Here is a 25,736-nt window from a genome sequence, read left to right on the forward strand (position 1 = left end):
GGCCATTTCCCTGCGAGATTGCTCCCACAGGGAAGATCGGCTTACAACAGGAACAGCGTGGCCAGTCCAAGGAAGATGAAGAAACCACCGCTGTCGGTCACAGCGGTGATCATCACGCTCGCCCCCATCGCAGGGTCGCGCCCCAAGCGGGCCAATGTCATCGGGATCAGCACGCCCATCAGCGCCGCCAGCAACAGGTTCAAGGTCATCGCGGCGGTCATCACCACCCCCAGCGACCAGCTGCCATACAGCCAGAAAGCTACCGCACCAATCACGCCCCCCCAAACCAGGCCGTTGATCAGCGACACCGCCAACTCCTTGCGCATCAAGCGGCTGGTATTGCCTGGCGACACTTGGTCCAGGGCCATGGCGCGGACGATCATGGTGATGGTCTGGTTACCCGAGTTGCCACCAATACCCGCAACGATCGGCATCAACGCAGCCAACGCCACCAGCTTTTCAATCGAGCCTTCGAACAACCCGATCACGCGCGAAGCAACAAAGGCGGTAATCAGGTTGATTGCCAGCCACGCCCAACGGTTGCGGAACGAACGCCAGACCGAGGCGAAAATATCCTCCTCTTCACGCAGACCCGCCATGTTGAGGACTTCGCTCTCGCTTTCCTCACGGATCAGGTCGACCATTTCGTCGATGGTCAGACGGCCGATCAGGCGTTCGCTCTTGTCCACCACCGGGGCGGATACCAGGTCATAACGCTCGAAAGCCTGCGCTGCATCGTAGGCATCTTCCTCGGGCTGGAAGGAGACAGGATCGGTCGCCATGACCTCTGCCACCTTCTTCTCCGGGTCGTTGACCAGCAGGCGCTTGATCGGCAATACACCCTTGAGGATGCCGTCGTAATCGACCACGAACAATTTGTCGGTGTGGTTCGGCAATTCTTTCAGGCGGCGCAGATAGCGCAGCACCACCTCCAGGCTGACATCTTCGCGAATGGTGACCATCTCGAAGTCCATCAGCGCACCGACCTGCTCCTCGTCGTAGCTCAGCGCCGAACGCACCCGCTCGCGTTGCTGGGCATCGAGGGTTTCCATCAGCTCGTGAACAACGTCACGCGGCAGCTCTGGGGCAAGGTCGGCCAGTTCGTCGGCGTCCATCTCCTTGGCGGCAGCCAGCAGCTCATGATCGTCCATGTCGGCGATCAACGATTGGCGAACCGAATCGGAAACTTCCAGCAGGATGTCGCCATCGCGCTCCGAGCGCACCAGCTGCCAGACCGTCAGGCGATCTTCCAGGGGCAAGGCTTCGAGGATGTAGGCGATGTCGGCGGGGTGCAGGTCGTCGAGCTTGCGCTGCAGCTCGACGAGGTTCTGGCGGTGGACCAGGTTTTCTACCAGGTCGTTGTGCGCGCCTTCCTGGCGATGGGTCAGGTCTTCGACCATGCGCTGGCGCTGCAACAGTTCGACCACCTGGGCCAGGCGATCCTGCAGGCTTTCTTGCGCTTTTTTAACTTCTACTTCGGTCATAGGCGAACTCCACTCCCAGCAGCGGAGCACGCCGAGGGAATCAATCGGTCAGATCTTTCTGTATGAATCGTGTTAGCGAGTAACTACTGGGTAAGTCCATGGTGGTTTTCCACAAGCCCCGGCGGGGCTGACGGGCGCAATCATACACTGCTAAAGCTGTCAGATCGCTTAAATTTTTGGCCAGAACAATCGTTTGCGTGATAAAGCTGGGACAACGCTCGAAGCTATCAGTGCGACGGTTGTTATGGATGGGAAAGCACATTCGATTTTTGAGGCCGCTCAGCGGCGCCAAACTACACCGCAATCATTACAGAAAAGCGTAGATCGACATGTTCAAGAATTCATTGACGCACAAACAAAAAGCCCGCTCTATTGAGCGGGCTTTCTGATGGGGTGTGGCGGACTCAGCAGGATTCGAACCTGCGACCGCTCGGTTCGTAGCCGAGTACTCTATCCAGCTGAGCTATGAGTCCGTGGTGGTAGTTTTAGACCAGATTACCACTGGTTGACTGAAGTAGCTTTGCAAGCAGAACCACTTCAAAAAGTGGCGGACTCAGCAGGATTCGAACCTGCGACCGCTCGGTTCGTAGCCGAGTACTCTATCCAGCTGAGCTATGAGTCCGCAATTGGTATTTTTAGACCAGGTTACCACTGGTTGTTTGAAGCAGCTTTTAAGCAAAGCCACTTCAAAAGTGGCGGACTCAGGAGGATTCGAACCTCCGACCGCTCGGTTCGTAGCCGAGTACTCTATCCAGCTGAGCTATGAGTCCGTGTCTTGCCGCGCATTATAGGTCGCTGAAACATTTTTGCAAGAACTTTTTCGTTTAAAATCAACTACTTAGCGTTCTTACTGTTTGCAGCGCCCTAAGCGAATAATGGCGGTGAAGGGGGGATTCGAACCCCCGATACCCTTATGAGGTATACTCCCTTAGCAGGGGAGCGCCTTCGGCCACTCGGCCACCTCACCGCAACACGAGGCGAATATTAAAGAACCTCTTTCACCTTTGCAACCCTTTTTTTGAAAAAAACTTCAAAAAAATTAAAGGCTTGGCTCTTCATCCTTCTCCTTCTTGATCCGCAGGTAGATTTCCTCGCGGTGAACTGCCACTTCTTTCGGGGCACTCACGCCAATACGCACCTGGTTGCCTTTGACGCCAAGCACCGTCACGGTGATCTCGCCGTCCCCAATGATCAGGCTCTCGGCGCACCGACGAGTCAGAATCAACATAGCTTTCTCCTTACGCAAACATTCAGGGGTAACAGTCTTGGATATCGGGCCGGGTCGCGGACGACGACCATGGCCCCGGGTACTCGCCGCACAAGGCAGGACAGGACCTGCGCGGCGAGCAGAAACGCGAAGGGCGCGGCAAGCCGCGCCCCTCCAGGCAGCGCCTTACTCGCCCTGTCGGGCAGGAGCATCCAGATCGAACGCGGTATGCAGCGCGCGTACGGCCAGCTCCAGGTACTTCTCTTCGAGCACTACCGACACCTTGATCTCGGACGTGGAGATCATCTGGATGTTGATGCTCTCCTTGGCCAGGGCTTCGAACATGCAGCTGGCAACACCGGCGTGCGAACGCATGCCGACGCCAACGATCGAGACCTTGGCAATCTTGGTGTCGCCAATCACTTCACGGGCACCGATTTCGCGTGCTGTGTTTTCCAGCACGCTCTGCGCCTTCTCGTACTCGTTGCGGTGCACGGTGAAGGTGAAGTCGGTGGTGTTATCGTGCGCAACGTTCTGCACGATCATGTCGACTTCGATGTTCGAAGCGCTGATCGGGCCGAGGATCTTGAAGGCCACGCCCGGGGTATCAGGCACGCCGCGAATGGTCAGCTTTGCTTCATCACGGTTGAAGGCGATACCGGAAATGATCGGCTGTTCCATGGATTCCTCTTCATCAATGGTAATGAGGGTACCCGGACCCTCCTTGAAGCTGTGCAGCACGCGCAGCGGAACGTTGTACTTGCCGGCGAACTCCACCGAACGGATCTGTAGCACCTTGGAACCGAGGCTGGCCATTTCCAGCATCTCTTCGAAGGTGATCTTCTCCAGGCGACGAGCCTGTGGCACGACGCGCGGGTCGGTGGTGTAGACGCCATCAACATCAGTGTAGATCTGGCACTCATCAGCCTTCAGCGCCGCCGCCAGGGCCACGCCGGTGGTATCAGAGCCACCACGGCCCAGGGTAGTGATGTTGCCGTGCTCGTCGACACCCTGGAAGCCTGCAACCACGACTACGCGGCCTTCCTTCAGGTCGGCACGAATCTTCTGGTCGTCGATTTGCAGAATGCGCGCCTTGTTGTGCGAGCTGTCGGTGAGAATACGCACCTGGTTGCCGGTGTAGGACACCGCTGGCACACCACGCTTGATCAAGGCCATGGTCAGCAGGGCAATGGTGACCTGCTCACCCGTCGACACGATCACGTCCAGTTCACGAGGAACCGGCTGATCGGTGATCTGCTTGGCCAAGTCGATCAGGCGATTGGTTTCACCGCTCATGGCCGACAGCACAACCACCAGGTCGTCGCCCGCTTCACGGTGTTTCTTGACCTTTTCGGCTACCTGCTCGATCCGCTCGATGGAACCGACAGAGGTGCCGCCAAATTTCTGTACGATCAACGCCATTTCAATGGTGCCTCAGCCCATACAGGGCCTCAAAAAACAATCCAACATGAAGGGGTGGACGGGAGTGGCCTGTATGGCGACTAAACCATCCACCCCGTCATCTCAAAGTCCCTGCTCTGCGAATGGCACGGCCAGCGCCAGGGCCTGGTCCAGGGCAGCGACGTCGACGCCACCGCCCTGGGCCATGTCCGGACGGCCACCGCCCTTGCCACCCACCGCCGCAGCGGCTTGTTTCATCAGATCGCCAGCCTTGAGTTGGCTGGAGAGGTCCTTGGTCACGCCGGCCACCAGCACAACCTTGCCCTCATGCTCGCTGCCCAGCAGGATCACTGCGTGGCCGAGCTTGTTCTTCAGCTGATCGACCAGGGCCAGCAGGGCCTTGCCATCCTGCCCATCCAGGCGGGCGGCGAGGACCTTGGCACCCTTGACCTCAACAGCCGCATTGGAGAGATCGTCCCCGGCGGCGCTGGCGGCCTTGGCCTGCAGCTGTTCCAGCTGCTTCTCCAGCTGGCGGTTGCGCTCAAGCACAGCCGACAGCTTGTCGATCAGGTTGTCGCGGTTACCTTTCACCAGTTGAGCAGCTTCCTTGACCTGCTCTTCGGCAGCGTTCAGGTAAGCCAGCGCAGCGGCACCGGTTACGGCTTCGATACGGCGCACGCCAGAGGCCACGCCGCTTTCGCTGATGATCTTGAACAGGCTGATGTCACCGGTGCGCTTGGCGTGGATACCGCCGCACAATTCCACCGAAAAATCACCGCCCATGCTCAGCACGCGCACGGTGTCGCCGTATTTCTCGCCAAACAGCGCCATTGCGCCTTTGGCCTTGGCAGTTTCGATGTCGGTCAGTTCGGTTTCAACAGCAGTGTTCTTGCGCACTTCGCGGTTGACGATGTCTTCCAGCGCCTTGATCTGCTCTGGCTTCACCGCCTCGAAGTGACTGAAGTCGAAACGCAGGCGCTGGCTGTCGACCAGCGAGCCCTTCTGCTGTACATGCTCGCCCAGCACCTGGCGCAGTGCTTCGTGCAGCAGGTGGGTGGCGGAGTGGTTCAGCGAGGTGGCGTGCTGCACCTCTGCATCGACCTTGGCCTCGACTGGCGAACCGATCACCAGCGCGCCGCTGGCAACCACGCCGTGGTGCAGGAAGGCACCACCGGTCTTGGTGGTGTCGCGCACGTCAAAGCGTGCAGTGCCAGCCTGCAGGAAGCCGGAATCACCCACCTGACCACCGGACTCGGCGTAGAACGGCGTGCGGTCGAGCACCACAACGCCCTGCTCGCCTTCACCCAACTGGTCAACGGATTGGCCGTCCTTGTACAGGGCGATGATCTTGCCCTGACCCTCGGTGGCGTCGTAACCGAGGAACTCGGTAGCGCTGTCGACCTTGACCAGGCTGTTGTAGTCCATGCCGAAGGCGCTGGCGGAACGGGCACGCTCACGCTGGGCGTCCATTTCACGCTCGAAGCCGGCTTCGTCGATAGTCAGCTCACGCTCACGCGCGATGTCGGCAGTCAGGTCCATCGGGAAACCATAGGTGTCGTACAGTTTGAACACCACGTCGCCCGGTACCACGTCGCCTTTCAGCTGGGCCAGGTCTTGCTCGAGGATGCGCAGGCCCTGCTCCAGGGTCTTGGCGAACTGCTCTTCTTCGGCCTTGAGCACGCGCTCGATGTGCGCTTGCTGGCTCTTCAGCTCCGGGAAGGCTTCGCCCATTTCAGCGGCCAGTGCGGCCACGATCTGGTAGAAGAAGCTGCCCTTGGCGCCCAGCTTGTTGCCATGACGGCAAGCGCGGCGAATGATGCGGCGCAGCACGTAGCCACGGCCTTCGTTGGACGGCAGCACGCCGTCGGCAATCAGGAAACCGCACGAACGGATGTGGTCGGCGACCACTTTCAGCGAGGCCTGGCCGTCATTGCTGCAACCGATGGCCTTGGCTGCGGCAGCCAGCAGGTTCTGGAACAGGTCGATCTCGTAGTTCGAATGCACGTGCTGCAGCACGGCGCTGACACGCTCCAGGCCCATGCCGGTATCCACCGACGGCGCTGGCAGGGGGTGCAACACGCCGTCGGCGGTGCGGTTGAACTGCATGAAGACGTTGTTCCAGATCTCGATGTAGCGGTCACCGTCTTCTTCTGGCGAGCCGGGTGGGCCGCCCCAGATATCCGGGCCGTGATCGTAGAAAATCTCGGTGCACGGGCCGCACGGGCCGGTATCGCCCATGGTCCAGAAGTTGTCGGAGGCGTAGGGGGCGCCCTTGTTATCACCGATGCGCACCATGCGCTCGGCCGGCACGCCGACTTCCTTGGTCCAGATGTCGTAGGCTTCGTCGTCGGTGGCGTATACGGTGACCCAGAGTTTTTCCTTGGGCAGGTTCAGCCACTTTTCAGACGTCAGGAAGGTCCAGGCGAAGGTAATGGCGTCGCGCTTGAAGTAGTCGCCGAAGCTGAAGTTGCCCAGCATTTCGAAGAAGGTATGGTGGCGCGCGGTGTAACCGACGTTTTCCAGGTCGTTGTGCTTGCCACCGGCACGCACGCACTTCTGGCTGCTGACAGCACGCGTGTAGGCGCGCTTCTCCGCACCGAGGAAGCAGTCCTTGAACTGGTTCATGCCTGCGTTGGTGAACAGCAGGGTCGGGTCGTTGTTCGGGATCAGCGAACTGGAGGCGACTCGGGTATGTCCCTGCTCTTCGAAGAAGCGAAGGAAGGCTTCACGGATTTCTGCGCTTTTCATAGGTTCTTCCACGGAAACGGCGGCCGTTTGGGCTGATACGTCGAATCGACGAAACGACGGCAAAGGGCGCCATTATATCCAGCCTGAACGGCGGATGCAGTGTGTTTATACGCCCGAAAACGATCAATCGGCATGAAATCGTCATCTCGGGCATCAAAGTGGAGGCTATACGGTTCAGCGCCTCGTCACAACGCCCCCTTCTCATCCACCTTGCCCCTAGATAAGTACCACGCCTCGCCTGCACAACCCTTTAGCTTTGGCCGCGGCATCACCTGTCGCCTCCCATTCACAGCAAGCGAGCCTTCTCATGCACCCCAACCCCGTCTATTTCATTTCTGGCAGGACCAGCGGTTTTCAACAGCGGGCAGACACGTCTATCGCTGGCCAAGCCGTTCATCGTTTCTACGACTACCGGGACGACAAAATAGACGTCCTTCTGGAACAGGTATGGTTCGATCAGGGCCAGATCCCGGGCAAGCACCACATGGTGATTCAGAGCCATGCCGCGGCTGTCGATATCGACATTTCCCTCTACGATTGCCACCTGAAAGCCACAGTCGGCAACAAGAGGTTCGTCCTCGCACCTACGCCAAGACAGACCCTCATCATCAGAACGGCAAAGGGTGAAGCCAACATCCGCGTGGCGGAGGAAGTGAAGACACCTGTGATCATCCAGGCCGCAGAAGGCCGTGCGCACATCACCACCGGCGGCGGCATCACCGAGGTCTTCACCGGTAGTGGCGATGCACAGATCAACGTGGGCCAGGGGCTGACATTCATCAAGCGCGGCTCGGCGAGCGGCGGTACCGGCGGTCATATCCTGGGAATCGACGGTTTTATCCTGGTCGACGACCCACATGAATCAGTCATCTATGCCCGCAACCAGGCGGGTGACGCCCGCTTCGAGCAGCCACTCTCCACCCCGCTCACCGCACTCGCCAGCAATACACTCGACATACGAGGCAGCGATACCTTCAAACAGGCCGTCCACAACCACCTGGTTTTTCTTTGCCACACACATTGCGGCCAGCAACTTCTGACACAGCTGGCAAAACGGTCGTGGATAAGCGTTACCGAAACACCTCTAGCCACCCGTTTCGACGTGTACACCTCAGACCCGACCGACAACGACCATTACCTGCGACGAGACAGTAAACTGGAGTGGGTGGCCGGTTTGCCTGCCGAGGGTGGGGAGCTGGCACTCAACCTGACTCGCTCGGACAGCGACAATTTGCCGCTGCTCGACTTCTACCGTTGCCTGTGCGAGGCGTATAGCGCCTTCAACGGTACGACGGTACCTGGCCATACTTCAATCAGTACCCTCGATCGCAGGCAGATCCAGGTCGACAATGCACACCTGCAAGCCATTGGCCTGCCGAGCGGCCTTCTGTACGATTTCGACAATAACCCCGACACGGCGCCAACCGACACCAACCCATCACCCTTCAACGAAAACGCGCTGCGAATGGAGCTGGGCCTGCCAGTGCGCACTTACTACTGAGCGAGCCCATGTGGCGCGCCGGAACGCGCGCCACCTCCCCATCAGCCCAGTCGCTGCCCCGAATCCGGCACAATGAGAATCCCCGCGCGCAAGCCGTTCTTCACCTTGGGGTTGGGGAAGATGATGCGTGCGCCCTCCTCTTCAACCACCCAGCGCATCTCGGCCAGGTCTTCAGCCAGCAGGTAACCCTTGCTCAGCTCGGAGAAGTTTTCGATGTCCGCCGGCAGGTGCAGGTGGAAGCTGTCGCTGTGCTTGATGATTTCGCGGGACACACTGAACAGCTGCAGGCCATCCAGCGAACTTTCGTCCTCTGGCTCGGTGGCCTTGATGATGCGGATCAGCCGCTCTTCGAGCTTGTCGAGGTTCACCTGCTCGTTCTGCCCGAACGGACGGGCCTTGCCCAACTCCAGGGTGAAGGCTTCAGCCTCAAGCTGTTCGTAGGTGAACGCGCTGAAGGTGATGGATGACTTGCTTTGCAGCAGCACCGCTTCCATACCTGCCGCCGCCAGGCGCGCCAGTTCGCGACGGGAATGCTTGCGCCCCTCTTTATAAGGGTACAAGGCGAATTGCTCGATCTTCGAACCACGGATGGCAGTATGCAGGTCGTAATGCAGGCGGTTGCGCCCCGGCTTGCTGAAAAACACCCGGGCGAACTGTTCCAGCTCGGCAGCACGCAATGCTTCGAAACCGCTGGACAGCTCATGGCGGCCATTGAACAAGCGGTTGATGTCCTGTTCGATAAAGCGCTCGCCCTTGCGGATCGCCGCCGGGTTGCCGAACAGGAACAGCACCCGTGCCCTGGGTATGATCTCGCCGTTGGCCACGCCATGCAGCAGCCGCTCGAGCAGTTCGATCGGCGCTGTTTCGTTGCCGTGAATGCCGGCGGACAACAGCAAGTCCAGCCCGCAATCTTCGCTTTCAGCCGGACGCACTTCGAGCGCGCCCTCGCCCAGCCATCGCAAACGCGCGCCATTGGTTGTCACTTGGGTCTTCTCGGCCGGTTCGTGATCGGTGAGGGTCAGCTCAAGCAATTTGCCAAGGGCGAGCATAGGTGCTTCCTTAGTGGTGGTGACCGCAGTCAGGGCCATGAACGTGATCGTCGTCTTCGCCAGGTTCTGCCGGTTCCATTTCCAGCTGCAGGCTGACCAGATTGGTGGCCATCGGCCGCAGCAGCAAATTGGCATACTCGGTGTCGTCTTCCTCGACATCCACGCCGATCAGCAACTGGCCACGGCCATCCTGCTGAATCCACACTTCCTTGCCTTGCCAAACCACAGCAAAGCGGGTGCAGGAAGTTTCCAGCTGGGTGCCGTCTTCATCTTCGAGGATCAGGCGCAAGGCGTCGGTCATTACAGAGTCTCTCTTCAAGGTTGGCGTTGGAACGGATACACCGAGCCCAACTTCAGGATCTGGGTCAATTCGTCCAGTGCCGTACGGCATTCCACCAGCAGTTGCGGGTCAGCCAGGTCTGCTTCGCCAAGGCGATCGCGGTAGTGCCTGTCGACCCACTGCAGCAGCGTGTCATACAGCGAGGGCGTCATGATAACGCCTTGGTTGACGGCTGCCAGTTCCGCTTCCTTCAAAGCCACGCGCAAACGCAGGCAGGCCGGGCCGCCGCCGTTTTGCATGCTTTGCTTGAGGTCGAATACCTTGACCTCCTTCACCGGGCCTCCCTGGCGGGTCAGTTCGCCCAGATAGGCCCAGACCCGCTCGTTGTTGCGGCACTCTTCCGGCACGACCAACAGCATGGAACCATCGTCGCGGCTGAGCAGCTGGCTGTTGAACAGGTAGGAACGCACCGCGTCCTCCACCGCCACCGCTGCCCTGGGCACACAGATGGCCTGGAAGTTGCCACCCTTGCTGGCCAGTTTAGCTCGCAGTTGCCCAAGTACCGCGTCGGTCTCGAGAAACGCGTCCTCGTGGTAGAACAGCACCTCGCCGTTACCTACCGAAATCACATCATTGTGGAACACCCCCTGGTCGATCACCGCCGGGTTCTGTTGAGCGTAGACCACACCGTCATCGCTCAGGCCGTGCAGCCGGGCCACAGCCTGCGAGGCCTCCAGGGTTTGTCGGGCCGGGTATTTCTGTGGTGCGGGGTAGCGGCTGTCGAAGGCACTGCGGCCGTAGACAAAGAACTCCACGCCAGCCTCGCCATAGGCGCGGCAGAAGCGCGTGTGGTTGGCCGCCCCCTCGTCACCGAACTGGGCCACGGCAGGCAGCGCGGCGTGGTGGGCAAAGTGTTTCTCGTTGTTGAACATGGCGCCCAGCACGCGGCTGGTGGTCGGGTGCTCGATGCTGCGGTGGTATTTGCAGTTGAGGTTGGCGGCGGTGAAGTGCACGCGACCGTCAGCCGTGTCGGCACTGGGGCTGACTGTTGCGGCGTTGGCCACCCACATGCTCGAGGCCGAGCAACTGGCCACCAGCAACGGCATGGCATCGCGGGCGGCGCGCTGGATAACTTCGGCATCACTTCCACTGAAACCCAGGCGGCGCAGTGCTGCCACGTCCGGGCGCTCTTGTGGCGCCAACACACCCTGCTTGAAGCCCATGTCGGCCAGCGCTTTCATCTTCGCCAAGCCCTGGCGCGCCGCCTCACGCGGGTTGGACGCCTGCTGGCTGTTGCTCTGCGAAGCCACGTTACCGTAAGACAGGCCGCCATAGTTGTGGGTAGGCCCCACCAGGCCATCAAAATTCACTTCATAGGATTTCATCGGCTAGGCTCCGTGACCTGTTGTTATAGGGTGACGCCCGGCGTCAGGGTCGCCGGCAAGGCAAGGCTGGCGGTCTCCAGCGAAGCCACGGGGTAGGCGCAGTAGTCGGCTGCGTAATAGGCACTGGCGCGATGGTTGCCACTGGCACCCACACCACCGAACGGCGCGCTGCTGGCAGCCCCCGTCAGCTGTTTGTTCCAGTTGACGATGCCAGCGCGACTGCGCAGCCAGAAGTACTGGTAGCGGGCTCGCGAATCAGACAATAAACCGGCGGCCAGGCCATACTGGGTGTTGTTGGCTTCATCGATGGCAGCATCGAAGTCGGCGTAGCGGATTACCTGCAACAGCGGGCCGAAAAACTCTTCGTCCGGGCGGTCAACCACGGCGGTGACATCGACAATGCCCGGGGTCAGCAGTGCAGCATCGGCCTGCGGCTGAGTCATTTCCAGCAGTTTCACGCCACCTTTGGCGGCCAGTTCAACCTGGGCGGCAAGCAGCGCCCGCGCCGCCTGCAGCGAAATCACCGCCCCCATGAAAGGCGCCGGCTGTTCATCGAACGCCCCTACCGTAATGGTTTTGCACACCTCGACCAGGCGCGCGATCAGCGCATCGCCCCAGGCGCCTTGCGGTACCAGCAGGCGCCGCGCGCAGGTGCAGCGCTGGCCGGCGGAAATAAACGCCGACTGGATAATGGTATACACCGCCGCATCGAGGTCCTTGACCTCGTCCACCACGAGCGGGTTGTTACCGCCCATTTCCAGGGCCAGGATCTTGTCTGGGCGCCCTGCGAACTGTTGATGCAGCAGGTTGCCGGTGCGGCTGGAGCCGGTGAAGAACAGGCCATCGATACCTGGGTGGGCGGCCAGCGCCACACCGGTTTCACGTGCGCCCTGCACCAGGTTCAGCACCCCCGCCGGCAGGCCGGCAGCAATCCAGCAGTTGACGGTAAGCTCAGCGACCTTGGGGGTCAGCTCGCTGGGCTTGAACACCACGCAATTGCCTGCCAGCAGCGCCGGCACAATATGCCCATTGGGCAGGTGCCCGGGGAAGTTGTAGGGGCCGAACACCGCCACGACGCCGTGAGGCTTGTGCCGCAGAACAGCCGTGGCATCGGCCAGCGGGCCACTCTTTTCGCCGGTACGCTCGCGGTAACTCTGCACTGAAATCGCCACCTTGTTGATCATGCTGGTGACTTCAGTCGCAGATTCCCACAGCGGCTTCCCGGTCTCCTCGCCAATGCACTGGGCCATGGCTTCGGCATGCACTTTCAGCTGTGCTGCAAACTTCTCCAGCACATCGATACGCGCCTCCAGGCTCAATTGCGCCCAGGCCGGGAAGGCCTGCCGCGCGGCCTGCACGGCAGCGCCGACCTGGCTGGCGTCAGCGCCCTGCCCTTGCCAGATCACCGCCTGGGTCACCGGGTTGAGCGACTGCAGGGTTTCGCCCTGGCCGGCCTGCCAACTGCCTGCAATGTAATGCGTGGTCATTTACTGGGCCTCCCGGCTAGCCGACAGCGGCACCGCGCGCACATTGTCGCCGGCGCCCATGCGCAGGCGCTTGGCGGTCAACGGGTCGACCACCAGGGTGCCGGCGGCCAACCGTGCAGGTGCAGCAGTGATGCGGCAGTCGTCGCGCTTGCGGTTGTGGATGATGAAAGGGGTCGCGTCATCGCCTGGCGTACCTACCGCCAGCACCAGGGTCTGGCTCTCGCGCACCGCGCGAATCTTGTTGGTGTCGCATTCGATGGCCGGGCCGGCGTCGAAGATGTCGACGTAGCCCTGGTAGTTGAAGCCCTCCTGCTTGAGCATGGCCAGCGCCGGCTCGGTGTCTTTGTGCACACGGCCGATCACGTTGCGCGCCGCTTCGGACAGGAAGCAGGTGTACAGCGGGAACTTGGGCATCAGCTCGGCGATGAACGACTTGTTGCCCACGCCGGTGAGGTAGTCGGCCTGGCTGAACTCCATCTTGAAGAAATGCCGGCCCAGGCTCTCCCAGAACGGCGAACGACCCTGCTCGTCAGACATGCCGCGCATTTCGGCAATGATCTTCTTGCCGAACAGCTCCGGGAACTCGGCAATGAACAGCATGCGCGCCCGCGACAGCAGGCGGCCATTGAGGCCGGAGCGATGGTCGCTGCGCAGGAACAGCGAGCACAGCTCGGAGTTGCCGGTCAGGTCGTTGGCCAGGAACAGCGTCGGGATTTCGCGGTAGATCTTCAGCTCCTGCGAGGCGCTGACAGTCAGGCCGACCCGGTAGTTGTACCAGGGCTCACGCAGGCCGACGGCGCCGGCGATGGCGCTGATACCCACCACCAGACCTTCGTCGTTTTCCAGCACGAACAGGTAATCGGTGTCGCCACGCTCAGCTTCGCCACGAAAGCTTTTTTCCGCCCAACCAACGCGATGCCCCAGGCGCTCTTCGTTGGCCGGCAGCGTGGTCAGCCCGGTGGTGCCGGTGCTGCGTGCCAATTCGATCAACGCAGGCAAATCGCTGCTGCGTACAGGACGAACGATCATGCTATCTCCTTGTGCGGCGGCATCGGCCGGCGCGAAACTCTGCTAACGCATCAATCCCGAGACGTCTGTTGCCAGACCTCAAACCGCGACCAGGCGCACGCTGGCGCCCTCGCCCACACCTAACGCGTCGGCTGCTGCCACGCTCAGGCTGACCGGCTTGCCAGGCACCCAGTCCAGGTCCAGCAACACCGCGCGGTAGTCCTGCAACAGGCCGTTGCACACCAGGTACGGGCGCCCGCCTTTGGCCGGGGCCTCCTCGATCTTCACCGGTACCACCCGGCTCTGGGCGATCGAGCGGATGCCAGAGGTGCGCGCATGCAGGGTCGGGCCGCCGTCGAAGATGTCGATGTAGTGCTCGGTCTCGAAGCCTTCGCGCATGAGTATGTCGAAGGTAATCTGCGCCCGCGGGTGGACCTGGCCCATGGCTTCCTGCGCCAGGTCAGGCAGCAACGGCACGTAGATCGGGTAATGGGGCATCAGCTCGGCGAGGAAGGTACGGCTCTTCAGGCCGCACAGGCGCTCGGCGTGGGCATAGTTGAGGTCGAAGAAGTTGCGGCCGATGGCATCCCAGAACGGTGATTCACCCTGCTCGTCGCTAAAGCCGACTATCTCGGTGACCACCGAATCGGCAAAGCGCTCCGGGTGCGCAGCCATGAACAGCAATCGGCCGCGCGAGTTGAGCTCGGCCCAGCCACTGTTCACCAGCTCCGGCGCCACATAGAAGCTGGTCAGCAGGCTGTTGCCGGTCAGGTCGTGACACAGCGACAGCACATGGATCTTGTTGTGTATCTTCAGCTCGCGTGAGGCGTGCACGAATGTTTCGTTACGAAAACTGTAGAACGGCTCGGAGTAGCCGGCCGAAGCGACGATGGCCGAACAGCCGGCCAACTTGCCTGTTTCACTGTCTTCGAGCACGAAAAAGTAACTCTCTTCACCGTTGAAGCTGACTTCGGCGGCGAAGGATGTCTCAGAGGCGGCAATCTTGTCGCCCAGACGAGCAGTGTCGTCCGGCAGCGAGGTGACACCAATGGGGCTGTCTGCAGCCATGCGCTGCACGTCGTTCAGATCAGCCATTTGCGCGGGGCGCATCACCAGCATGGTGTCACTCCTTTGGAATACGGGCCGTTCACGTCGGCACGGAAAAACGGCAGGCACCCAGGCACCTGCACTGGAATCGGGTATCGCCGGCCCGGCTCAGCCTCAGGCTGCGCCGGGACCGGCGACAGGACCGCTGGCGGATCAGCCTTTGGTCAGTGTGGCCACAGCGCGTTCGAAGCGGTCCAGGCCTTCGTCGATGTCAGCGTCTTCAACCACCAGGCTTGGCGCGAAGCGGACGACGTCCGGGCCGGCCTGCAGCACCATCACGCCTTCTTTCTCGGCAGCATTGAGCACGTCCTTGGCCTTGCCTTGCCAGGCCTCGGCCAGGACGCAGCCCAGCAGCAGGCCAACCCCACGCACCTGGCTGAACAGGTTGTACTTCTGGCCGATCTGCTCCAGGCGGGTTTTGAAGCGCTCGTGCTTTGCCTTGATACCGGCCAGGGTTGCCGGGGTGTTGACCACATCCAGCACGGCGCAGGCAACGGCGCAGCCCAGCGGGTTGCCGCCATAGGTGGTGCCGTGGGTACCAACGGCCAGGTGCCTGGCCAACTCGGTGGTGGTCAGCATGGCGCCAATCGGGAAGCCGCCGCCCAGGCTCTTGGCACTGGTCAGAATGTCCGGGGTCACGCCGTAGTGCTGGTAGGCATACAGCGAGCCGGTACGGCCCACACCGGTCTGCACTTCGTCGAAAATCAGCAGAGCGTTGTGCTCGTCACACAGCTTGCGCGCGCCTTCCAGGTAGGCCTTGTCGGCCGGCACAACGCCGCTCTCGCCCTGGATCGGCTCGATCACCACGGCGCAGGTCTTGTCGGAAATCTGTGCCTTCAACGCTTCCAGGTCGTTGTACGGCACATGGCTGATACCGGTGATCTTCGGGCCAAAGCCATCGGAGTACTTCGGCTGGCCACCCACGCTGACGGTAAACAGGGTGCGACCGTGGAAGCTGTTCACGGTGGCGATGATTTCGTGCTTTTGCGGACCGAAGCGGTCATGAGCGACACGCCGGGCCAGCTTGAAAGCGGCCTCGTTGGCCTCGGCGCCGGAGTTGCAGAAAAACGCGCGGTCGGCAAAGGTGGCGTCCACCAGCTTGTGGGCCAAGCGCAGAGCCGGCTCGTTGGTGAATACGTTGGATACGTGCCAGAGGGTGTTGGCCTGTTCAGTCAGGGCCTTGACCAGTGCCGGGTGGCAGTGGCCCAGGGCGTTGACTGCGATGCCGCCGGCAAAGTCGATCAGCTCGCGACCCGACTGGTCCCAGACACGGGAACCCTCGCCTCGCACAGGAATGAAGGCCGCCGGAGAATAGTTGGGGACCATCACCTGGTCGAAATCGGCACGTTGCACCGGGGCTTGCTCAACGGACATCTGAGTCTCCTGAAGAGGAACGCTGGCCTGGAAGTGGCGAGCGATGGGGGGATTGTAAGGACTGATCCGCGCCTGTCCTTGCGGCCAAGCGACAACTTGTTACAGCGCAAAACCCAGTTTTGACAAGGTTTTCGGCAATGCGACAAACACTGTCGCAATCGCGCAGTGTACGGGAGAGAGGATGCTGGGTGAACGGGTGTTCACACAGGTTTGTGGGAGGCGGGATGTACGGCGATGTTGATCGGGATGTACGGCGATGTTGATGTAGTGGAAGTGAGATCGAGCGCCGCCCGCGCGGCGCATCGCGAGCGAAGCTCGCTCCTACATTTGTTGCAACGTGCCCATGCCTGCGAGGCCATGGTTGTCAGCCTTGTTTGTAAGGCTCAAGCCATGCACAAAGGCTGGCAACCATGGCGTAACAGACTCGGCACGTTGCAACAAATGTAGGAGCGAGCTTCGCTCGCGATGCGCCGCGCGGGCGGCGCTCGATTTGTGCCCCACCACCACCCCCAAGGCATACACCCCGAGCCCACCCAAATGTCAGCCCTTTTCAGCCGGCGCCGAGCTCAATTCGAACGGGCTGCTACTACGCCGCTGGTTCCGATCTTCCCGCGGCGTTGCACCAAAGAAGTTACGGTAGGCACTGGAAAAATGTGGCCCCGAAGAGAACCCGCAAGACAGCCCGATCTGAATGATCGACTTGCTGGTCTGCATCAGCATCTGCCGCGCCTTGTTCAACCGCAACTCCAGGTAGTACTGGCTGGGCACGCGGCTCAGGTACTGCTTGAAGATACGCTCCAACTGCCGACGTGACACGCACACATGCTGGGCGATTTCGTCGGTGGTCAGCGGCTCTTCGATGTTGGCTTCCATCAGCAAAACGGCCTGAGTCAGCTTGGGGTGACTCGAGCCCAGGCGGTTCTGCAGCGGAATACGCTGGCGCTCGCCACCCTCGCGGATGCGCTCTACCACCAGCTCTTCCGATACCGCCCCGGCCAGCTCCGCCCCGTGATCGCGCGCCAGCACCGCCAGCAGCAGGTCGGTCACGGCCATACCGCCGCAGGCGGTCAGGCGGTCGCGATCCCAGTCGAACAGGTGGCTGGTGGCGATGACCTTGGGGAAGCGTTCGGCAAAGTCATCCTGCCAGCGCCAGTGCACGGCTGCCCGGTAACCATCGAGCAGGCCCAGCATGGCCAGCGGGTAGACCCCGGCCGACAGGCCACCGATCAGGCAGCCACTGCGCGCCAGTTGCTTGAGCGCCGTTGAAAAGGCGGCCCCCATCGCCGCCGGCGGCTCGTCGGCCAGCAGAAACAGCTTGTGGCACCCCTCCAGGCGGCCGAGCCACGGCTCGCCCGGCAGCCGCCAGGCGCCTTCCTGCGCAGGCTCAGCCTGCAGGAAGACCAACTCGTAGACCACATCCGGATGCACCCGCTGCGCCACCAGCAACACTTCCTCGGCCAACGCCAGGGTCAAAGGCCTGGTGCTGGGCCAGATGAGAAAACCGATTCGCTGGGTGGTCATAGGGTACGGTCCGAAACCTGAGGTCGTTCGAGTCTGTGCGCCGGGTCAGGCTGCGCTCGCCGTGCAGCATGCCCTATTCTGGTGCAAAAATGCAGCTTTTACTTCAGACTGCCGGAGAGGAACTGCTGCAGGCGCTCCGACTGCGGATTGGCCAGCACTTCACGCGGGCAGCCGGTTTCTTCCACCAGGCCTTTGTGCAGAAACACCAGCTGGTTGGACACCTCGCGGGCAAAGCCCATTTCGTGGGTCACCACCACCATGGTCCGGCCTTCCTGGGCCAGCGCCTGCATCACCTTCAGCACATCACCCACCAGCTCAGGGTCGAGCGCCGAGGTCGGCTCGTCGAACAGCATGACCTCCGGCTCCATGGCCAACGCCCGGGCAATCGCCACACGCTGTTGCTCACCCCCCGACATATGCCCGGGGAAGGCATCCTTGCGGTGGGCAACGCCGACTTTGGCCAGGTAGTGCTCGGCCTTTTCCAGGGCTTCCTTGCGGTTCACTCCCAGCACGTGCACCGGCGCTTCGATGATGTTCTCAAGCGCTGTCATGTGCGACCACAGGTTGAAGTGCTGGAACACCATCGATAGGCGTGAGCGCATACGCTGCAATTGACGCGGGTCGGCGGCCTTCAACGCACCATCCTTCCCGGCGACCAGCTTCAGCTCTTCGTTGTTGAGCAGGATCTTGCCGGCGTGCGGCTGCTCCAGCAGATTGATGCAGCGCAGGAAGGTCGACTTGCCCGAACCGCTGGAGCCGATGATGCTGATGACGTCGCCGGCCTTGGCCGCCAGCGACACGCCCTTGAGCACTTCGTGGCTGCCGTAGCGCTTGTGCAGGTCTTGGACTTCGAGTTTGTACATGCTGTCGATTCTCACAAAGCGGTCAGTGCTTGCGCGGCGCCAGGTAGCCGAGCCAGCGGCGTTCGGCCATCTTGAACAGGCGCACCAGGATGAAGGTCAGGCACAGGTAGAACACGCCCGCCGTGATATAGGCCTCGAAAGGCAGGTAGTACTGGGCATTGACCGTGCGCGCAGCACCGGTGATGTCGATCAGGGTGACGATCGACGCCAGGCTGGTGGTCTGCAGCATCATGATCACTTCATTGCTGTACTGCGGCAGTGCCCGACGCAGTGCCGAAGGCAGCAGGATGCGGCGGTACATTTTCATGCGCGACATCCCCATGGCCTTGGCAGCCTCGATCTCGCCATGCGGCGTGGCCTTGAGGCTGCCGGCAATGATTTCGGCGGTGTAGGCACTGGTATTGATGCCGAACGCCAGGCAGGCGCAGAAGGTAGCGCTGGACAGCAGCGGCCAGAAGACACTTTCGCGCACCGCCTCGAACTGGGCCAGGCCGTAGTAGATCAGGAACAGCTGCACCAGCATCGGCGTGCCACGGATGACGTAGGTGTACAGCCATGCAGCAAGGTTGACCACCGGCTGCCTGGATACCCGCATAAGGCCCAGCGGAATGGCTGCCAACAGGCCGAAGAAAAGCGAAATCGCCAGCAGCTTCAGGGTGGTCAGCAAGCCGCCGAAATACATCGGCAGCGCATCCCAGACGACGTTGTAGTCGAAGATCATAGTTCAGCCACCTTGACGCCCACCGAGTAGCGGCGCTCCAGATACTTCAGGGCCAGCAGCGAGACACTGGTCAGCACCAGGTACAGCGCCGCCACTGCCAGGAAGAAGGTGAAGGGTTCGCGGGTGGCGTCAGCCGCCTGCTTGGCCTTGAACATCATGTCCTGCAGGCCGACGACCGAAATCAGCGCAGTCGCCTTGGTCAGCACCAGCCAGTTGTTGGTGAAGCCCGGAATGGCCAGGCGAATCATTTGCGGCACCTGGATGCGGAAGAACACTTGGCGGTGGCTCATGCCATACGCCACGCCCGCCTCGGCCTGGCCTTTGGGAATACCCAGGAAGGCCCCGCGGAAGGTTTCCGAGAGGTAGGCGCCGAAGATGAAGCCCAGGGTACCGATACCCGCAATCAGCGGGTTCAGATCGATATAGTCTTCGTAGCCGAGCAGCGGCGCCACCCGGTTGATGATGTCTTGCCCGCCGTAGAAGATAAGCAGGATCAGGACCAGGTCCGGAATACCACGGATCACCGTGGAATACAGATCGCCCAGCCAGGCCAGCCAGCGCACTGGCGACAAACGCAGCGCCACACCGATCAGGCCGAGCACGATGGCCAGGGCCATCGACGACAGGGCGAGCTGTAGCGTCAGCCACGCCCCGTCGAGGATGACTGCCCCGTAGCCTTTCAACATGATGAGGTCCTCGACCTAGAGAATGAAAAATGGTGCAAACCTCAGAGCCTCTGCTGTTTGCACCATTGCACAGGTGAAACCCGACGTCTTACTTCGAGTCTGGACCGTAGATATCGAAATTGAAGTACTTGCTTTCGATTTCTTTGTACTTGCCGTTGGCACGGATGGCGTCGATAGCCGCGTTGAGGCGGTCGACATTGGCCTTGTCACCCTTGCGCACGGCAATACCGATACCGTCACCGAAGTACTTGGCGTCGGTAAAGGCCGGGCCTACGAACGCGAAGCCCTTGCCGGCGTCAGTCTTGAGGAAACCGTCTTCCAGCAGGGTGGCGTCAGCCACGGTGCCGTCGAGGCGGCCAGCTGCGACGTCCAGGTAGATTTCGTTCTGGGTGCCGTAAGGCACCACGGTGGCACCTTTGGCGCCCAGCACTTCCTTGGCGAAGCGGTCGTGGATGGAGCCGCGCTGCACGCCGATCTTCTTGCCTTTGAGTTCGTCCAGGCTATCGCTGACGGTGGTGCCGTCCTTCATGACCAGGCGCGCCGGAGTCAGGTAGTAGCGCTTGGTGAAGTCGACCGACTTCTTGCGGTCATCGGTGATCGACATGGACGACAGAATGGCGTCGATCTTGCGCACTTTCAGCGCCGGGATCAGGCCGTCAAACTCCTGCTCGACCCAGGTACACTTGGTTTTCATCTCTTCGCACAGCGCGTTGCCGATATCGTAGTCAAAGCCGGCGATGCTGCCATCAGGTTGCTTGAAGGCGAAGGGCGGGTAGGCAGCTTCGATGCCGATTTTCAGCGGTTTTTCATCAGCCTGCGACACCAGGGAAAACACAGACAGCGCCAGGGCGCCAAGCAGTGCGAGCTTTTTCATCAGGTAACTCCATCGGTACGGGGCAATACAAGGCAGGTAACAGCTGCCCGATATGCGAATGAGTACAACGCGAGCCGCGCAGGGTTCGACCAAGGCCGCATACCACGAGCGAGTGAGTGGCATTTTAACGACAGCCCGGTAGTCGATATTTCTTCAAAGCGACAACTACTTATAGAAGCGCTTGAAACCGCTGCGGGCGATGTTGACAGCCAATGCAGAATATGCAATGACGCAAGAAATAGAACCTATAGACCTAGCAATTCCTGGGCCTATTATTGGCAAAGCCTTGTGCGACGGCAAGTGCAGCGTGCCTTGACGCACAAAATGCTGACTCCGATGCACCACAACGAGTCAGATTTGTTTCCTGACGCCCCGAACGTGTGCGGGAACGGTGACAGATCAGTTACCGATGATTGTCGGGTGACAATGCAAGAGCGGGCTTGCCCGCGAAGGCGCCAGGTCAGGGTACAGCTTAGCCTGAACTGACGCATTCGCGGGCAAGCCCGCTCAGGGTAATTGCCGGAAAGGGGTTAGGCCGAAGCCAGGTTCATCGCCTTGTGGGTATCGATCAGGTGCTGCACCACACCCGGGTCGGCCAAGGTCGAGATATCACCCAGGGCGTCGTATTCACCGGTGGCGATCTTGCGCAGGATGCGCCGCATGATCTTGCCCGAGCGGGTCTTCGGCAGCCCCGGCGCCCACTGGATCACATCCGGCGAAGCAATGGGGCCAATCTCCTTGCGTACCCAGTTCTTCAGCTCCAGGCGCAATTGCTCGCTAGCCTCGATGCCGGCATTGAGGGTGACATACACATAAATACCCTGCCCCTTGATGTCATGCGGCACGCCAACCACTGCAGCCTCGGCAACCTTCGAGTGCGCGACCATGGCGCTTTCGATTTCGGCAGTACCCATGCGGTGGCCGGACACGTTGAGTACGTCATCCACACGGCCGGTGATCCAGTAGTAACCGTCCTCGTCACGGCGCGCACCGTCGCCGGTGAAGTACATGCCACGGAAGGTCTTGAAGTAGGTGTCGACGAAGCGGTCGTGGTCGCCGTACAGCGAACGCGACTGGCCCGGCCAGGAATCGAGGATCACCAGGTTGCCTTCGGCCGCACCGTCGATCAGGTTGCCCAGGTTATCGACCAGCGCCGGCACCACACCGAAGAACGGACGGGTAGCCGAACCCGGCTTGAGGCCAGTGGCGCCCGGCAGCGGGCTGATCAGGATGCCGCCGGTCTCGGTCTGCCACCAGGTGTCGACGATCGGGCAACGCTCCTTGCCCACGGTCTTGTAGTACCAGTTCCAGGCCTCAGGATTGATCGGCTCCCCCACCGAGCCCAGCAGACGCAGGCTGGAACCGTCGGCACCCTCAACAGCTGCCTGCCCTTCCGCCATCATGGCGCGAATGGCAGTTGGTGCTGTGTAGAGGATGTTGACCTTGTGCTTGTCGACGATCTTCGATACGCGGGTAATGTCCGGGTAGTTCGGCACGCCCTCGAACAGCAAGGTGGTGGCGCCGTTGGCCAGCGGGCCGTAGACGATATAGCTGTGGCCTGTGACCCAACCGACGTCGGCGGTGCACCAGTACACCTCCCCCGGGCGGTAGTCGAACACGCGTTCATGGGTCAGCGCGGCGTAAACCAGGTAACCGCCTGTGGTGTGCAGCACGCCCTTCGGCTTGCCGGTGGAGCCGGAGGTATAAAGGATGAACAGCGCCTCTTCAGCGCCCATTTCTTTCGGTGCGCAGTGGCTGGAGGCAACCTTCATCAGGTCTTCGTACCAGATGTCGCGGTGCTGGTGCCAGGCGATGTCGCCACCAGTGCGCTTGCACACGATGATTTTCTGCACGCTGCTGGTTTCAGGGTTGGTCAGCGCCAGGTCGACGTTGGCCTTGAGCGGTGTACGGCGGCCACCACGCACACCTTCGTCGGCAGTGATCACCACCTTGGACTTGCAGTCGATGATACGGCCAGCCAGCGCCTCCGGCGAGAAGCCGCCGAACACCACCGAGTGAATCGCACCAATGCGTGCACAGGCCAGCATGGCGACCACCGCTTCGGGGATCATCGGCATATAGATGGTGACCACGTCACCGCGGTGCACATCCTGGCCACGCAGGGCGTTGGCGAACTTGCAGACCTGCTCGTGCAACTCGCGGTAAGTGATGTTGCGATGCTCGGAAGGGTCGTCACCTTCCCAGATGATGGCCAACTGGTCACCGCGCGCTTCAAGGTGGCGGTCCAGGCAGTTGGAGGAAACGTTCAGAGTGCCGTCGGCGAACCATTTGATATCGACATGGTGGTCATCGAAGGAGGTCTGCTTGACCTTGGTGAACGGCTTGATCCAGTCGATACGCTGGGCCTGCTCGCGCCAGAAGCCGTCCGGGTTGATCACCGATTGCTGGTACATGGCCTTGTAGGTGGCCTCGTCGGTCAGGGTAGTGGCCGCAACCTCGGGACGAACGGGATACAGTGGAGCCGCACTCATCTGTGTTACCTCGGTGTAATAGTTGTTTTTGTATGGAACCGTTTGTAACTGTACCAGAGCGGCAAAAGCCATTCGACGTTGGTAGTAATTTGGTACACCCGTGCCGGCAAAACGCTCTGGCGCGGGCCTTACAGCCTTGCTGACAGAAAAACGAGGGGATTTGGCACAGGATTGTTACAGATTCTGTCAAAACACTTTATCAAAACACCCACTGTTTCAGCATTGGCCCCCGCAATAAAATTCACCTCGCCAGCAACGGCAAAGGCGATTAACAACTGGTAACAGCCCCCACGAAGGCAAGCGTTAATCTCCCTCTAATCCCGATAGTTAAAACTTGCTGTACTCGCGGCGCCATAAGCGCCGCGTGCCCCCTCACGACCTTAGACAGGTAAATAGAAAATGAAAGCTTTACTGGTATTGGTACTTGGCAGTCTTTGCGGCGCGGCGATGGCCGGCGAAGCCAAAGATGCCGAGCAGATTCCGGTTGAACAGTACAGTTACTCGCAGCACCTGGACATTGCTCGCGTCATTTCCATGAGCGAAGTGCCCAATGTGTGCGAAGTCGTGCCCGCCCGCATGACCTACGAGGACTCCAAGGGCCAGACGCACATTCTCGAATACCGCGTGATGGGGAACGGCTGCTCTAACGGCTGATACCTTGTGAATTGGGGGCCCTGCGGGCCCCTTCGCGGGTCTACCCGCTGCTACATCGGCGCCATGCCTGCGAGCGCGAGCCTACCCGCGATGCCGCCATCACCTGCTTCACAATTTATTAACTGGCAGCAACTAATCCGCTGACTTGCCCAAGGAATAATCCCTTAACTTGTTGGCAATCGTCGTGTGCGAAACACCCAGTCTTTTCCCCAAGGCCCGACTACTGGGAAACTCACCCATCAAACTTTCCAGCACCGCCTTTTCAAAGCGCCCTACAATCTGCGAAAGATCCCCTTCCAGCGAAAACTCGCCCAACGGTTGCCGCACGCCATAATCCGGCAAGCGGATATGCTCGCTTTTAACCACGCCGCCGTCACATAACGAAACCGCCTGGAACAAAACGTTTTCCAACTGCCTTACATTACCTGGCCAGTGGTACTGCCCAAGTTTGTCCATCGCCGCCGGCGCGAGGCGCGGCAGCGCGCAACCAATCTGCCGACTGGCCTGATCGAGAAAATGCTGCACCAACCCCTCCAGGCCATCCATGCACTCGCGCAAAGGCGGAATGTGCAGTGACAGCACGTTGAGCCGGTGATACAGGTCCTGGCGGAACTCGCCACGGGCACACAACTCGGACAAATCCACCTGGGTTGCACAAATCACCCGCACATCCAGGTAGACCTCTTCATCGCTACCGACCCGACGGAAGCAGCCGTCCTGCAGAAAGCGCAGCAGCTTTACCTGCAGGCGCGGGCTCATCTCCCCTACCCCGTCCAGGAACAGCGTGCCGCCTGCAGTCAACTCCAGCAGCCCCAGCTTGCCTTCGGCCCGCGCCCCTTCGAATGCCCCTGGGCCGTAACCGAACAGCTCGGTCTCGGCCATCGACTCGGGCAACCCGGCGCAGTTGAGCGCCATCAGTGGCGACTGTCCACGCGGGCTGGCCAGGTGGCAGGCACGCGCCAGCAACTCCTTGCCGGTACCGGTTTCGCCCTCGATCAGCAACGGCGCATCCAGCGGCGCCATGCGCCGCGCTTCACGCACCACGGCAGCCATCACCCGCGAGCTCTGGAAGATGCTGTCGAAGCCACGCAGCTCTTGCTTGCGCACATTGTAGATACGCTCGCCGATCCGGTCGGCGCGGTGCAAGGTAAGCACCGCGCCGGCCAGCGCCTCGCTGTCATCGTGCTCGGACTGCAGCGGCGCAATATCGGCCAGGAATACATCGCCCTTGACCTTGATGCGCAAGCCGTTGATGCGCGACTTGTTGGCCCGCACCAGCTCCGGTAGATCGAAGTCCTCTACATAGCGCGCCAGCGGCATGCCCGGCACTTCATCAACCCGCACGCCAAGCAACTGCGCAGCTGCACGGTTGGCGGCAACGATGCTGCCGCCCATGTCGATCGACAACACCGGGAAATCCAACGCCCCCAGCAACGCATTCAACTCCATGTGCCGCCGTTCGCTGGGCATCAGGCCCACACGCTTTACGCCGAACACCCCGGCTATCGCTTCGAACTTCGGCCGCAGGGCCTGAAATTGCAGGTTGATCAGGTTCGGGCAGTGCAGATAGATGGCGTTGCCATGGTCACCGCCGACCTCGCCGCGCAGCACGTTGATGCCGTACTCCACCAGCAGGTTGAGGATGTCGCGCAGGATGCCAATGCGGTTCTGGCAATGGACTTTGATACGCATGAGGGCTCTCGTAGCGCTGATGTTTTTCAACACCGCGCGCAAAAGTTGTAAAGATAAGCTGACAAAAAACGCGTCTCTATCAACCAGACGCCTCGAATTTTCCGACACTTGCTGAGTTTTGTAAAATTATCGTTACGAAAACCCAGGTTGGCACCCTTAGCGGCCGAGGCCCGCCCCCGTGCAAAACCGCTGGCGAAGGGAT

Annotated in this window: 20 protein-coding genes and 4 tRNA genes; 2 read left to right on the plus strand and 22 right to left on the minus strand. The window is 60.8% G+C overall.

What is annotated here, in order from left to right; all coding sequences use genetic code 11:
* Positions 1 to 41 precede the first annotated feature (41 nt).
* From mgtE to alaS, 8 genes are all read right to left on the minus strand, one after another.
* Positions 42 to 1,484 carry a magnesium transporter gene (mgtE, locus tag LVS58_RS13320; protein ID WP_003254500.1) on the minus strand — a complete coding sequence of 481 codons (1,443 nt, stop codon included), beginning with the start codon at positions 1,482 to 1,484 and terminating at the stop codon, positions 42 to 44.
* Between the two features lie 396 nt (positions 1,485 to 1,880).
* Positions 1,881 to 1,957: transfer RNA gene (locus tag LVS58_RS13325), tRNA-Arg, on the minus strand.
* A 72-nt stretch (positions 1,958 to 2,029) separates the two neighbouring features.
* Positions 2,030 to 2,106, minus strand: a tRNA-Arg gene (locus LVS58_RS13330).
* 71 nt (positions 2,107 to 2,177) lie between these two features.
* Positions 2,178 to 2,254, minus strand: a tRNA-Arg gene (locus LVS58_RS13335).
* A 106-nt stretch (positions 2,255 to 2,360) separates the two neighbouring features.
* A tRNA-Ser gene (locus LVS58_RS13340) sits at positions 2,361 to 2,451 on the minus strand.
* 72 nt (positions 2,452 to 2,523) lie between these two features.
* Complete coding sequence (gene csrA / locus LVS58_RS13345) at positions 2,524 to 2,712, minus strand: carbon storage regulator CsrA (protein WP_003254503.1); 189 nt, start codon at positions 2,710 to 2,712, stop codon at positions 2,524 to 2,526.
* A gap of 165 nt (positions 2,713 to 2,877) precedes the next feature.
* Positions 2,878 to 4,113: an aspartate kinase gene (locus LVS58_RS13350; protein ID WP_233691491.1), complete on the minus strand. Its 1,236-nt coding sequence runs from the start codon at positions 4,111 to 4,113 to the stop codon at positions 2,878 to 2,880.
* Between the two features lie 102 nt (positions 4,114 to 4,215).
* Positions 4,216 to 6,840, minus strand: a complete 2,625-nt coding sequence (gene alaS / locus LVS58_RS13355; RefSeq protein WP_233691492.1) for an alanine--tRNA ligase — start codon at positions 6,838 to 6,840, stop codon at positions 4,216 to 4,218.
* A 307-nt stretch (positions 6,841 to 7,147) separates the two neighbouring features.
* Here alaS and LVS58_RS13360 point away from each other — a divergent pair, with 307 nt between their 5' ends.
* Positions 7,148 to 8,341, plus strand: coding sequence for a M91 family zinc metallopeptidase (locus tag LVS58_RS13360; RefSeq protein ID WP_233691493.1), 1,194 nt, complete (start codon positions 7,148 to 7,150; stop codon positions 8,339 to 8,341).
* Between the two features lie 41 nt (positions 8,342 to 8,382).
* Here LVS58_RS13360 and astE read toward each other — a convergent pair whose 3' ends face one another.
* The 13 genes from astE to acs form a co-directional block, all read right to left on the minus strand.
* Positions 8,383 to 9,390 (minus strand): succinylglutamate desuccinylase, encoded by a 1,008-nt coding sequence (gene astE, locus LVS58_RS13365; protein WP_233691494.1) that lies wholly within the window; start codon positions 9,388 to 9,390, stop codon positions 8,383 to 8,385.
* A 10-nt stretch (positions 9,391 to 9,400) separates the two neighbouring features.
* Positions 9,401 to 9,691 (minus strand): topoisomerase II, encoded by a 291-nt coding sequence (locus LVS58_RS13370; RefSeq protein ID WP_233691495.1) that lies wholly within the window; start codon positions 9,689 to 9,691, stop codon positions 9,401 to 9,403.
* 14 nt (positions 9,692 to 9,705) lie between these two features.
* Positions 9,706 to 11,055, minus strand: coding sequence for an N-succinylarginine dihydrolase (astB, locus tag LVS58_RS13375; RefSeq protein WP_233691496.1), 1,350 nt, complete (start codon positions 11,053 to 11,055; stop codon positions 9,706 to 9,708).
* 23 nt (positions 11,056 to 11,078) lie between these two features.
* Positions 11,079 to 12,542 carry a succinylglutamate-semialdehyde dehydrogenase gene (gene astD / locus LVS58_RS13380; RefSeq protein WP_233691497.1) on the minus strand — a complete coding sequence of 488 codons (1,464 nt, stop codon included), beginning with the start codon at positions 12,540 to 12,542 and terminating at the stop codon, positions 11,079 to 11,081.
* Positions 12,543 to 13,571 (minus strand): arginine N-succinyltransferase, encoded by a 1,029-nt coding sequence (gene astA, locus LVS58_RS13385; RefSeq protein WP_233691498.1) that lies wholly within the window; start codon positions 13,569 to 13,571, stop codon positions 12,543 to 12,545.
* Between the two features lie 78 nt (positions 13,572 to 13,649).
* Positions 13,650 to 14,669 (minus strand): arginine/ornithine succinyltransferase subunit alpha, encoded by a 1,020-nt coding sequence (aruF, locus tag LVS58_RS13390; protein WP_233691499.1) that lies wholly within the window; start codon positions 14,667 to 14,669, stop codon positions 13,650 to 13,652.
* Between the two features lie 141 nt (positions 14,670 to 14,810).
* Positions 14,811 to 16,031: an aspartate aminotransferase family protein gene (locus LVS58_RS13395; protein WP_233691500.1), complete on the minus strand. Its 1,221-nt coding sequence runs from the start codon at positions 16,029 to 16,031 to the stop codon at positions 14,811 to 14,813.
* A 540-nt stretch (positions 16,032 to 16,571) separates the two neighbouring features.
* Positions 16,572 to 17,552, minus strand: a complete 981-nt coding sequence (gene argR / locus LVS58_RS13400; protein ID WP_233691501.1) for a transcriptional regulator ArgR — start codon at positions 17,550 to 17,552, stop codon at positions 16,572 to 16,574.
* Between the two features lie 98 nt (positions 17,553 to 17,650).
* The gene (locus LVS58_RS13405; protein WP_233691502.1) at positions 17,651 to 18,415 is read right to left on the minus strand and encodes an ABC transporter ATP-binding protein; all 765 of its coding nucleotides are present in this window, start codon (positions 18,413 to 18,415) and stop codon (positions 17,651 to 17,653) included.
* A 22-nt stretch (positions 18,416 to 18,437) separates the two neighbouring features.
* Positions 18,438 to 19,136, minus strand: coding sequence for an ABC transporter permease (locus LVS58_RS13410; RefSeq protein ID WP_233691503.1), 699 nt, complete (start codon positions 19,134 to 19,136; stop codon positions 18,438 to 18,440).
* A complete protein-coding gene (locus tag LVS58_RS13415) occupies positions 19,133 to 19,822 on the minus strand; it encodes an ABC transporter permease (RefSeq protein ID WP_233691504.1) in 690 nt (229 codons plus the stop codon). Before LVS58_RS13415 ends, LVS58_RS13410 begins: the two co-directional genes overlap by 4 nt.
* Positions 19,823 to 19,910: 88 nt before the next feature.
* Positions 19,911 to 20,696: an ABC transporter substrate-binding protein gene (locus LVS58_RS13420; RefSeq protein WP_233691505.1), complete on the minus strand. Its 786-nt coding sequence runs from the start codon at positions 20,694 to 20,696 to the stop codon at positions 19,911 to 19,913.
* Positions 20,697 to 21,226: 530 nt separating this feature from the next.
* Entirely contained in the window at positions 21,227 to 23,188 is a 1,962-nt protein-coding gene (gene acs / locus LVS58_RS13425) for an acetate--CoA ligase (protein WP_233691506.1), read from the minus strand.
* A gap of 399 nt (positions 23,189 to 23,587) precedes the next feature.
* Between acs and LVS58_RS13430 the strand changes: the two genes are divergently transcribed.
* On the plus strand, positions 23,588 to 23,842 hold the full coding sequence (locus LVS58_RS13430; RefSeq protein WP_014590098.1) for a DUF2790 domain-containing protein: 255 nt from the start codon (positions 23,588 to 23,590) through the stop codon (positions 23,840 to 23,842).
* Positions 23,843 to 23,974: 132 nt separating this feature from the next.
* On the opposite strand, the gene LVS58_RS13435 is transcribed toward LVS58_RS13430, so the two are convergent.
* Positions 23,975 to 25,534, minus strand: coding sequence for a sigma-54-dependent transcriptional regulator (locus LVS58_RS13435; protein ID WP_233691507.1), 1,560 nt, complete (start codon positions 25,532 to 25,534; stop codon positions 23,975 to 23,977).
* Positions 25,535 to 25,736 lie beyond the last annotated feature (202 nt).

The organism is Pseudomonas sp. JR33AA, assembly GCF_021378985.1.
GTDB classification, from domain to species: Bacteria; Pseudomonadota; Gammaproteobacteria; order Pseudomonadales; family Pseudomonadaceae; genus Aquipseudomonas; species Aquipseudomonas alloputida.